The sequence below is a fragment of the uncultured Roseibium sp. genome, from assembly GCF_947494555.1.
Taxonomy (GTDB): domain Bacteria; phylum Pseudomonadota; class Alphaproteobacteria; order Rhizobiales; family Stappiaceae; genus Roseibium.
Genome location: NZ_CANLVF010000001.1, coordinates 590037 through 601729, shown reverse-complemented (window position 1 = coordinate 601729; position 11693 = coordinate 590037). Strand labels below are relative to the sequence as shown.

Here is an 11693-nt window from a genome sequence, read left to right as displayed (position 1 = left end):
CCCTTGGAGGTCTTGGCCCTTCACTCCGGGCTTTTCGGCGGCGTTCTAAGCCGCCAGGTAATGCGCATCCTCAGGCTTCCAGGACAGGAAGACGGTCGCGCCAATTTCGATCGGATCATTGAAGAAAGTCTGGTCTGGGAGGGCCGCGGTCAGGTCACCAAAACCGTTGACCGCGAGAGCCAGGTTGACCGAGGCCCCCTGGTATTCGACGTCTCTTACGCTGGCTTCGACGCCCGAGCCCTCGCCGGCGGTCTTTGCGACGTGCAAACGATCGGCCCTGACGGCGACCGGCGCCCCGTCGACATGAAGAACGTTGTGTCCGCCGATAAACCGGGCAACGAACTCCGTGACCGGCGTGTTGAAGACATCACGGGGGGCGCCCGCCTGCTCGATCACGCCGTCATTCATGACGATAATCTCATCGGCCAGTGCCAGCGCTTCGTCCTGCGAGTGGGTCACATGTATGAAGGAAATTCCGAGTTCCCTTTGAAGCCGCTTGAGCTCCAGCCGCATGCGGATACGAAGAAACGGATCAAGAGCCGACAGAGGCTCATCAAGCAATAGAACCGATGGCTCCGTGATGAGCGCGCGCGCAAGGGCAACACGCTGCTGCTGACCGCCAGAAAGCTGCGACGGCAACCGGTCGGCGTAAGCTGCCATGTCGACAAGCTCGAGACGCTCGTGCGCCTGCGCCCGGCGCGTCGCCTTGTCGACGCCGCGCATCTTGAGCGAAAAGGCAACGTTGTCGACAACGCTCAGATGAGGAAACAGCGCATAGTTCTGGAACATCATCGCCGTACCGCGTTTGGCAGGCTGAAGATCGGTAATATTGGTGGAGCCCAGCAGAATGTCGCCGCTGCTGACATGCTCATGACCTGCTATCATCCGCAAGGTGGAGGACTTGCCACATCCGGACGGACCCAGGAGGCAGGAGTATGTTGCGGCCTTGAACCGATGACTGATCGCGTTGACGGCAACCGTTTCCCCATAACGCTTGGTCGTTGCGACCAGTTCGAGGTCTTCGGTATTTTTCATCAGGCACACCTTTGCATCTCGCGAAGTCACGCACAGATCTGCATTTCGCGTGCCAATCGAAAAGAACCGCAGTTTTCTGCCATTTACCGACAAAACTGTCGCTACGCCTCGAGCAAACGCGCACAAAAATTAATCATTTTAAATACGAACTGATGAAAAATTGTATACGATCGGATTTGCGATCGGACACACCGAGCGCTATAATTTGAGTACGAACAGCAGATGCATGATGACGTTTCCATGGCCAGATCGATGACGGTTCAAGACGGGTTTGGCGCCGCTGCCACGCACGAGACCTTTCCGCTCCCACCCGGACGGACACACGACATATGCCTTGAACTGCATTCGGCGATCCTCGAGCACCGCCTGGCACCGGGGATGAAATTGTCGGAAGACGAGGTTGGCGAGATCTATGGCGCAAGCCGTACAGTCGTTCGCGCAGCTCTCCAGGCGCTCGCCCATTCGGGACTTGTCACAATTGCCCGCAATCGCGGCGCATTCGTTTCGCGTCCCAGCATCCGCGAAGCGCAGGAAGTCTTCGAAGCGCGCGCGCTCATCGAACCTCGAATTGCCCGCCTTGCTGCCGAGGTCATGAAGGCGGCGGACCTCAAGAAATTGAAAAAGCATCTGGACGCCGAACACGCCGCGCTCGATTCCGGGGACATGGGCAAAGCGCTGTCATTGTCCGGCGCATTTCACATCGCTATTGCGGATATCGCCGACCAACAGGTCCTGTCTCAGATGGTCCGGTCCCTGATTTCCAGATCGTCGCTGATTATCGCTCTTTACTGGCGACGAGCAGACACGACCTGCGAAAGCCATGCGCACCATGCGCTCATGAAAGCCTTTTCTGAAAAGGACGGCCCGGGCGCTGAGGAAATCCAGAAAAGCCACATCATCGACCTCCATTCCGGGCTGGACCTGAGAGAGAAGAAAGAGCCGAGCTCATCGCTCGCGGACGCTTTGAAACCCGCCTGAATCCTGAAACAAATTCGCTTGAGTTTTGGTACTGGCCAACGTGTGGGATCTGCTGATGTCGAGGCGCAGGTCAACCGCGCCTCGATTTTCACTCGATTCAGACGAACTGGAAATCGTCGCCATCAAGAAAGAACACGAATGTGTCTTTCAGGGTCAGGCTGTCGGTTTCGCTGAATTCAAACACTGTATCGCGCCCCAGCTGCGAAGCTGTCGCAAGCAAATCGTTGAAACTGTCGACGCCTTCGATTGAAATCGACACCTTGTCGCCTTGCCGGGACCAGAACCACCAGCTGAAACCGGGATCAAAATCCTTGATGACGTCATTGCCGCCATCAAAAATGAAGGTGTCCTGACCCCAGCCCCCGATCAGGAGATCGTCGCCCGTATCGCCATTGAGGATATCGTTACCGCTGCCGCCTTCAAGTCGGTCATTACCCTCGCCGCCGGAAAGCAGATCGTTGCCACTGTCCCCCTTCAACCGGTCATCACCCTCACCGCCAAAAATATCGTCCTTGCCGGTACCTCCGCTGAGATGATCGTCGTCGGCGCCGCCGTCGAGAACATCGTTACCCCAGCCGCCCGAGAGCCGGTCGTTGCCGGCACCGCCAAACAGCATGTCTTCACCCCAGCCACCGGTCAGCCTGTCGTTACCCTCACCACCGAAGAGATTGTCGTCTCCCCAGCCGCCATTCAGCTTGTCGTTGCCTTCACCGCCAAGAAGATCGTCGTCGCCCCAGCCACCATTCAGTTTGTCGTTGCAGCCTGCACCGGAGATGATGTCATCGCCATCACGGCCATTGATGCGGTCATCGTCGGCACCGCCGCGTAGAAGATCATCCTCGCGTGTTCCTTTGACCTGTTCGGAGGCAACCGCCGTTTCCGAGACTGTGAAATTGAAGGTCGACGTATCGCCTTCGGCAATGCCCTCAAAACTGTTTCCATCCAGGTCCACGAAGGCACCATCCGAGATTTCAACGGCGTAGCGGGCGTCCGCCTGAAGATGTTCGGGCGGGGTCACGATCACTTCCGTTCCGTTGAATTGAACGAGACGTTCATCTGTGACGTCGATTTGCGTCCTCTCACCCGTATCCCGATTGACGAGCGTGAGGAAACCCTCACCTGCCTCAACTTCCTCGGTGAATGTGAGCATCAGAGCCGCATCGTTCGACACGTCCCCTTCGTTGTCGGCGGGCGATGCCGATACCAGGAAGGGCTCTGCGTCTCCGGTAAGAGAGATTTCAACCGGGAAATAGACAGAACCGTCGGACGAGAACCCGAGACGGCCATCCGAATTCGATCCCCAGGTAAAGACCGATCCGTCGTCAGCAACCGCGATCAGCGAGTTCGGTCCGGTATGGAGTTCGACGATGTTGACGTCGTCGAGCTGCGGGATCAGCGTCGGATAAAAGAAGACATCGGACTCAAGTGCAGGGTCCCCGTCGAGGCCGCCGCTCGGACCTTCGTCATTCGGGCCCCACATGTAGACATCGCCGTCTTCGGTCAACGCCGCTCCCCAGCGGGCCCCGCCCTTGACCTCAACGACATTGCCCGGAAGCCCGACGAGTTCGACCGGTGCGAGCACGTCGGTGGTATCGGCTGTGAATGTGCCATCACCATTGTCCGTGCCCTGTAGCAACTGCCCATAGCGGCTCTCACCCCAACCAAAGACGCGACCGTCGGCTGTTACGGCGTAGGAGGTTTTCGTATCCGCGGTAACGAAAATGATGTTGCTTGGTAGCCCCTCGACCAGGACCGGCTCAATGGACCGGCGCGCAGGTGTGCCGTCATCTTCCAGGGCATCCGGTGATCCAAGCTGTCCGTCAGTGTTGCTGCCGAAGGCCCAGACCTGGCCATCGGCGGTCAGCGCGAGCGTGAACGCGGTTCCGGACGACACGAGGACGACGGTTTCATTCGACAATGCTTCGACAACGGTCGGCTCAAGGCGTTCTTCCTGATCGCCCAACCCCAGCTGCCCGTTGGAATTCGTTCCCCACGCATAAAGAGTTCCGGTATCGGAAATCGCGTAGGAAACGCTATTGCCGTTTTCGATTGTGACGATGTTCACATCGTCGAGCCCCTCGACCAATGTCGCCGTCGTACGTGTCTCTTCATCACCGGTTCCAAGCGGCCCGCGATTGTTGAAGCCGAAGGCGTAAACGTCGCCATCCTCGGTCAGGAAAGTGGTGTGCAGCAAACCTGCCGAAACGGACACAATCTTGCTGTCAAAACCCTCCGGCATCGAGACTTCGACAGGTGTTTTCACGTCAAAACCTGTCGTCCCGATACCGAGTTGGCCGACGACATTCTCACCGGACGTGTAAAGGGTGTTTGTTTCCGTATCCAGGAAGACGGAGAAATGGTTTCCAGCCCCGGCTGTTGCCACGGTGACTTCAGCCTTGCCTTCATAAAACTCGACCGCACGCGGCCTGTTGAGTTGCCCGTCAAAGTCGGATGAGCCGAATACGCTGGTTTCACCCTCATCGAGATAGTCGCCGTCTCCGTTCAAGTCGCTGAGGCGGACGACGTTGTTCGCCGCACGGAACGTGTTGGCGGTAAGCGAAAGGTTGCCATCCTCGTCGGCAGCAACGGAAAAGCCGATCTCAGCGCCGAAGCCCTCCGGCATCGCCGAGGCATTCCAGACCTCAACTGCCTCGGACTGATCGTCGATCTGGCCTGAGCCGTCCAGATCGGTCAATCGGTAGAGCTTCAGCTCTTCACCGAACTCGGGGAACCAGGTGAGCGTATAAAGCGAACCGTCAACGGAGGTGGCATTGGCAATATCGACCGGTGCGCCAAAATTCATGTCGTCGGAAATAAACGTCGTGACCTCGTCGCGCTGGATCGTTCCGTCGCCGTTTTTGTCCTCGATCCGGTAGATCGCATCAGTCGCGGCTCCGGTCAGGTCGTTCAGATACGCAACATTGCCGTCAAAGCTGATGTCGAACGGTACTGCCGTGTCGATAACGGTCTGTAGGTCCAGCCAGAGGGTTGCCTCACCCTCGTCGTTTGCGTCACCGTCTCCATTCAGATCGACTGTGCGGTAAATCGCGTCCTGGGGTGTCGACGAAGTGCCGGCGTTTGTGACATAGATGGCACCGTCTGCGCCTTCGTAGATACCGTTCGGTGTAATTGTGGAGAACCCGGCGGCGTTTTCGGCCGAAAACCAGACCTTGGCTTCGCCAGCGTCTTGCGCGTCGCCGTCATTGTTCAAATCATTCAGTTTGAAGACCGCATCGGCAGTGCCGTCACCCATGTAGACGGACTTGTCTACGGACTGATGAACCGTGAAGACATTGTTGGTTGGCAGAGACAGTCCGGACACATTGGTCTCATCGAAGAAGACCGTCGTCTCGCCTGCGCCGGACGCAACGCCGTCGCCGTCGAGATCCTGAAGAAGCAAGAGTTGATCCAGGCGCTGGTCTCCGACCAGAATGCCGTTTTGAACGCGCGAAATAAGGCGTGCCATGAGAGGCTCCCAAACTGATTAAACACATTTGCCTGGCGAGCCTGCTGGGTGGTTCAGGTCCAATTATTTCTCAAGGCATGAGATGTCAATCGACATTCGGTAAAGCCTGAACAAAAAGTTCAAGTTTAGAATTATTCCATATTTTTCAGATAGATGAACACAAGATACGAATACAATGTTTGCCACACAAGCGCTGGCAAACATGTTGTTGCGAACGTTGAGATTTCCGTTCAAAGCCAAACCAAATTCATCGAACCCGTGCCGGGAACCGGGTAGGAAGACGGGATCAAATCGTAACTTGACGTTGGGGCAATCAAGCGTCTGAATAAGCACAGGGACAATTTCGGAGACTGCGGGTCTTTGGTGGGTCCCGACACACTGTGGGAGGCGCCGACATGGAATTCGACCTTGGAACCTATTCCCGGAAGGTATCGACGACCTCTGCGGATGCACAGCGCCTTTTCGATCAGGGTCTGGTCTGGCTCTACGGATACAATCACGAGGCCGCCGCAGAGTGTTTTGAAAAAGCCCTTCAAATCGACCCGGAATGCGGCATGGCGCATTGGGGCCTCGCCTATGCCATCGGCCCGAACTACAACAAGCCGTGGGAGTTCTTTGAACCGGACGAGCGCGTTGCCGTGTTGAAGCAAGCCGCGGAGATCGTCGAGAAAGGCCTTGCCTGCTCCGGCAAGCTGCAGCCCGTTGAAATTGCTTTGATCGAGGCCATCGGCAAACGCTTTCCGGAGGACCCGACCGTTGAGGACTACCTGCCCTGGCATGATGCGTTTGCCGACGCGATGCGCCAGGTCTATTCAACCCACCGAAGCGACCTCGATGTCGTAACGGTCTTTGCGGAAGCGCTGATGAACCGCTCGCCCTGGCAGCTCTGGGATCTCCCGAATGGCTGTCCGGCGGAAGGAGCGTCAACGCTGGAAGCGCAAGCGGCGCTCGAAACCGCCTTCGAAGCGAATTCTGCTGCATGGGACCATCCGGGTCTCTTGCATATGTATATCCACCTCATGGAAATGTCACCGACCCCTGAAAAGGCCCTGAAACATGGCGATCGTCTCGTCGACCTGGTGCCGGACAGCGGGCATCTTTGCCATATGGCGACCCACATCGATGTCCTTTGCGGCGAATATCAAAATGTTGTCTGGCGCAACCACCGGGCTGCACAAGTCGACCGCAAATACGAGGAAATCGCCGGTCCGCAGAACTTCTACACGCTCTACCGCATCCATAACGTCCACTTCGAGGCCTATGGCGCAATGTTTCTCGGCCAGCCGGAAAAGGCGCTTGCGGCATCTGAAGAACTGATGCGGATGCTGCCCGATGAAGTCGTTCGCTTCATGCCTGATCTGTTTGAATCCTTTTATGGCAAGAAGATCCACGTCATGGTTCGTTTCGGCCAGTGGAGCGAAATTCTGAACGAGCCTTTCCCCGACGACAGAGAACTCTACTGCTACACCACCGCGGCGATCCATCAGGCACGCGCGGTCGCCCTGGCGAATCTGGGCCGCCTTGACGATGCGGCACAGGAGCGTGAACGCGCAGTTGCGGCAAGAAAAGCGGTGCCGGAAAGCCGAATGGTCTTCAACAATACTGCGGACGCGGTTCTGGCCATTGGTGAGGCGATGATGGACGGCGAAATCGCCTTCAAATCCGGAAAGCGCGACGAAGGCCTGGCGCATTTGAGGCGGTCGGTGGAACTCGACGACGCGCTGCTCTACGACGAACCCTGGGGCTGGATGCAGCCGACACGGCACGCCCTAGGTGCTCTGCTTCTGGAAGACAGCCGTTTCGAGGAAGCCGAAGCGGTTTACCGTGCCGATCTCGGACTGGACGACACGCTGGCGCGCGCCTGTCAGCACCCCCAGAATATCTGGAGCCTCCACGGTCTGCATGAGTGCCTTGTCAGACGCGGCGAACTGACGGAAGCCCGTCATGTCAAACTGCTTCTAGACAAGGCTGCCGCCCGCGCAACCGTCCCGATCCACGCCTCCTGCTACTGCCGCAGCAAGGCCAAGGCGGCGTGAGGCCAGTGGCCTAACAACACGCAAGCCACTGGTTTCACGAGAACCGTTTCGCGCCGGCAACACAAAGGACGACGAAAACGGTCACCGCAATCATGAGCGGAGGCGTCGGTTCCGACAACAGGAGGGCTGAGAGGATCAGGCCGAAGAAAGGTTGGAGCAGTTGCAGCTGACCTACCCCGGCCGTCCCACCCAGTGCGAGCCCCCGGTACCAGAAGAAAAAGCCGATCAACATGGAAAACAGCGAGACATATCCAACGCTGATCCAGACGGGCACCGATAGTCCCGCCAGGGTGTCCGGCCGGAAGAAGAGTGCAAAGACCAGCATCAGGGGCAGAGACAAGACGAGTGCCCAGCAGATCACCTGCCAGCCGCCGAGGCGCCGGGAAAGCATTGCACCTTCCGCGTAGCCAAGACCGCAGGCAAGTATCGCGGCAATCATGAGGGAATCCCCTAAAAGCGACACGTCGCTGTTTTGCCGGAGCGCGAACGCTACAACGGCCAAACTGCCCAAAACCGAGAAAACCCAGAACAGCGGTTTTGGCCTTTTGTCACCGCGAAGGACACCGAAAACACCCGTTGCCAGTGGAAGCAGACCGATGAAAACAACCGAATGGGCCGCAGTGATGTGTTGAAGGGCAGTTGCAGTCAGCAGAGGAAATCCGACGACCACACCAGCCGCAACGACCACAAGGGACAAAAGATCGGATCTTTCCGGTCTGGGTTGCCGGAACACCATCAGGATCGCAGATGCCAGCAAAGCAGCAATCACCGCCCTCACCGACGTCAGAAACATCGGGTCAAGCTCGCTGACTGCAACACGTGTTGCCGGCAGCGAACCGCTGAAGATCAGTACGCCCAGGAAACCGCTTCCCCATCCGGCGAACGAAGTGTCTATCACGTTCAATTTCATGTGTGCTTTTTAACGCCCACAGGATGGCACTAACAGATACAAACCAGTACAATATGAAGAAACTGTACTGATTATTCTATCCATACAGAGGACTCTTGATGAAGCTGGCCGAGCGGCGCAATTTAGTCATGGACGACGTAAGACGCCGGATCATTTCCCGCACGATTGCCGCCGGAGACAAATTGCCCTCCATTCGCAGTTGCGCCGCAAAACTGAACGTTTCACCCTCAACTGTTGTCGAGGCTTACGATCTTCTGGCGGCGGAAGGCCTGATCCATGCGCGGCGCGGCGCCGGTTTTTTCGTTGCCGACAAGCCGCAACCTTTTGCAGTCGCGGAAACAGGTCCCCAGCTGGAACGAGAGATTGACCCGCTGTGGGTGGCGCGGCAGTCGCTCGACACAGGCGAAGATGTGCCGAAGCCGGGATGCGGCTGGCTTCCTGCCGACTGGATGCCTGTTGCCAGTTTGCGCAAGGCGATGCGCTCCATGGCAGCAGCAGATATCGACATCCTGACAAACTACGGCAGTGCGAGGGGAGACGCGAAGTTGCGCAGCCTTCTGTCTCACCGGCTACACGATCAGGGCGTCGCCGTCGGCCCGGACCAGGTTCTTCTGACGGGCTCCGGCTCACAGGCGTTGGACCTTGTCTGCCGCATGCTGCTTAGGCCCGGGGACACGGTTCTTGTCGATGATCCTTGTTACTTCAATTTCCAGGCCTTGCTGCGCGCACACCAGATATCGATAAGAAGCGTACCCTATACGCGCACCGGACCCGATCTGGCAAAGTTCGAACAAACTCTGCAAGAGCATCGCCCGCGTCTCTATCTGACCAACTCGGCCCTTCACAATCCGACCGGAGCGACGATTTCCGCTCCCGTCGCGCACCGCGTGTTGTCGCTTGCCGAAGCGCACGATCTTGTGGTGGTCGAGGATGATATTTTCACCGAGTTTGAACCGGAGTTCTCTCCGCGTCTTGCTGCACTGGACGGATTGGATCGTGTTCTGAGGGTCGGCAGTTTCTCAAAGACACTTTCGGCCGCCTGCAGGTGCGGTTACATCGCCGCCCGGACTGACTGGATCGAGGCACTTACCGACATGCAGGTTGCCACCAACTTCAGCGGCCCCAGCCCGATGGTAGCCGGCCTTCTTCACGCTGTTCTGACCGATGGCAGTTACCGCAAGCATATGGAGTCCCTGAAAACCCGGCTGGTCAGCAGTCGCGATGAGGTCATCGGCCGGCTCGGTGCGCTCGGTATCTCGCCGTGGGTCATGCCTCGGGGTGGTTTCCTTGTCTGGTGCGAACTTCCCGAAGGACGCAGCGCGACGGAAGTTGCCCGCACGGCTCTTCAAAAAGGCCTGGTGCTTGCGCCGGGAAACGTCTTTTCCGTGGCGCTGGACAAGGAAACGTTCATGCGGTTCAACGTCAGCCAGATGCAGGACCCGATGTGTTTTGAAATTCTCGCAGACCTCATCGGAAGTGCACGACAGTGAATGCGCAAAAACCGAATTAGGTTTTAGGATTGTTTTCCCAGTCATCCAGGCTGTGCTTTTACAGGCAATCCAGTTTTCTGCGGATTGTCTCGATCTCTTCAGGCGACAGATCATTGGCGGTAAAAACACCCAGCCTGCCGTTGGCACCACATTGAATTGTCCGCGTCCCGGATTGAACCATCTCGGGGCGATCCGTGTAGGAAATCAGTCCGGATCCAAGGACGGTGTAGAGTCCATCCGGCTCCGGGTCGGAGAAGAACCCCTCGGCCTGGATGATACCGACCGGAGCATCAAAAAGCGTCGTTTCAAGCCGGCTAGCATCAATCCCACCGGGAATTGGTGCGCCGGTAACGTGGGCGAATGCACCTGAAGAAATGTGTTGAGGATCTATCCCTGCAATTTCGCTGGCCCCTATTCTCGCAGGCAAAACCCCGTCTGTTTCGAAGAATGTTCCGCTTACCTGGGCAGGTCCTTGCCAGTCCGGCAAGTGCTCGATTGCCGTTGCGAGTATGCGCTCCGAGCGCCAGAAACCGCTGACCGCGACCCAATCCCCTTCATCCACCGCAATTGCCAGTGCTCCGAGGTCGATGGTCGTCCCCAGGACGCTCAGCGATCCGTCGCCAACCGCTTCGACGGGCCCGACAAGAGGAAGCACCTGCCGGATACCGAGCGCCTTCCAGGTCTCGCCTTCCAGAGCTGCCACCACCGCCACCGTCTGTCCGGGCTTGAGAGCGCCAGCGGTGATATCCGGAACCGACCCCGTCACGGGCAAGTCGTTGATGATTTCGATTTTCTGACCATTCACAAGGATGCTGCCGAGTTCGGTGATCTCACCGACAATGCCCGTGCCGACGATGCCACCTTCGCGTTCTTCTTTTTCTTCAGCAAATGCCGGGTGCACGCCGAGAAAAACTGCAGCAACTGCGATGAAACGGAGGAGCACTGTCACCCTTCCTTGTCTTCTGGAAATGTCGGCAGGATGTACGAGCCGGCAACGAACCGGCCTGTCTGATTGTCATCCCCGTCCTGATCCTGCAATTGACGCGCCCTTGTGTTGATGGTCTGCAGGAGTTGCTGCGCCCTTTCGGACGATAGGACGCGCAACTCCTCAACCGATGCAGCAGACAAATGTGAATATCGTACGGCACGATCGAAATGCCGGGGCGTTTCCTCGTCGGCAATCAGGTTGTGTGTCGCTGCCGCAAGGTGTGCGGACAAGGTTGCCCGATAGGCAGCGACCTGCTCGGCGCTCCCGGCGGTCGGCACAAACGCATCGCTCAAGAGCCGATAGCCGCCGTCTTCCAGGACGGCGACAAGCTTCTGGTCAAGCAAGGTCTGCAGAACGGTTCCCGGGGCCATGTCGATCCTGGCAAGACGCACCAGATCGTCAAACCCCGGCTGGTCGTCCTGGCCCTTTCGGGTGAGATCGCGTGGACCGTTGTCTTGCTTTTGAAATTCCGGCGATGTCGACCAGTAGCTGATCACGAGCGCTGCCGCGCTGCTGCTGCGCTTGGCCGGGACGGTCTCATCATCGTTGCGTAACCGCTTTACGTCCTTGCGGTGAATACCGGTCAGCGCGCTGACTTTGCTGTCGCTCAATCCGTCTTCAGAGCTCTCCTCTGCAGCTGTGACCAGCGCTTTCTTCAATGCCTCCGTTGCTGTCGCGACCGTGACGCCACGCGCCACCATTGCCTTTGCCAGGGGTATTAGCAAATCGGCAAGCGCGATCTCAAACGGGTCCTTCGGTCCAGTCGACATATTAATCCACGAAGCTCTGT

Annotated in this window: 8 protein-coding genes; 3 read left to right on the top strand and 5 right to left on the bottom strand. The window is 57.7% G+C overall.

The window, feature by feature from the left end; translation table 11 throughout:
* Window positions 1-45: 45 nt before the first annotated feature.
* On the bottom strand, window positions 46-1035 hold the full coding sequence (locus Q0915_RS02645; RefSeq protein WP_299472976.1) for an ABC transporter ATP-binding protein: 990 nt from the start codon (window positions 1033-1035) through the stop codon (window positions 46-48).
* Window positions 1036-1257: 222 nt separating this feature from the next.
* Between Q0915_RS02645 and Q0915_RS02640 the strand changes: the two genes are divergently transcribed.
* Window positions 1258-2013, top strand: a complete 756-nt coding sequence (locus Q0915_RS02640; RefSeq protein WP_299472974.1) for a GntR family transcriptional regulator — start codon at window positions 1258-1260, stop codon at window positions 2011-2013.
* Between the two features lie 97 nt (window positions 2014-2110).
* Here the strand turns inward: Q0915_RS02640 and Q0915_RS02635 are convergent, their stop codons facing one another.
* Window positions 2111-5479 (bottom strand): Ig-like domain-containing protein, encoded by a 3369-nt coding sequence (locus tag Q0915_RS02635; protein ID WP_299472972.1) that lies wholly within the window; start codon window positions 5477-5479, stop codon window positions 2111-2113.
* Window positions 5480-5874: 395 nt separating this feature from the next.
* Here Q0915_RS02635 and Q0915_RS02630 point away from each other — a divergent pair, with 395 nt between their 5' ends.
* A complete protein-coding gene (locus Q0915_RS02630) occupies window positions 5875-7515 on the top strand; it encodes a hypothetical protein (protein ID WP_299472970.1) in 1641 nt (546 codons plus the stop codon).
* Between the two features lie 34 nt (window positions 7516-7549).
* Here Q0915_RS02630 and Q0915_RS02625 read toward each other — a convergent pair whose 3' ends face one another.
* Complete coding sequence (locus Q0915_RS02625; protein WP_299472968.1) at window positions 7550-8425, bottom strand: DMT family transporter; 876 nt, start codon at window positions 8423-8425, stop codon at window positions 7550-7552.
* Window positions 8426-8553: 128 nt separating this feature from the next.
* Between Q0915_RS02625 and Q0915_RS02620 the strand changes: the two genes are divergently transcribed.
* Entirely contained in the window at window positions 8554-9915 is a 1362-nt protein-coding gene (locus tag Q0915_RS02620) for a PLP-dependent aminotransferase family protein (protein ID WP_299472966.1), read from the top strand.
* A 58-nt stretch (window positions 9916-9973) separates the two neighbouring features.
* Here the strand turns inward: Q0915_RS02620 and Q0915_RS02615 are convergent, their stop codons facing one another.
* The gene (locus Q0915_RS02615) at window positions 9974-10858 is read right to left on the bottom strand and encodes a DUF5666 domain-containing protein (protein WP_299472964.1); all 885 of its coding nucleotides are present in this window, start codon (window positions 10856-10858) and stop codon (window positions 9974-9976) included.
* A gap of 2 nt (window positions 10859-10860) precedes the next feature.
* Window positions 10861-11673 carry a DUF6502 family protein gene (locus tag Q0915_RS02610; protein ID WP_299472962.1) on the bottom strand — a complete coding sequence of 271 codons (813 nt, stop codon included), beginning with the start codon at window positions 11671-11673 and terminating at the stop codon, window positions 10861-10863.
* Between the last annotated feature and the right edge of the window lie 20 nt (window positions 11674-11693).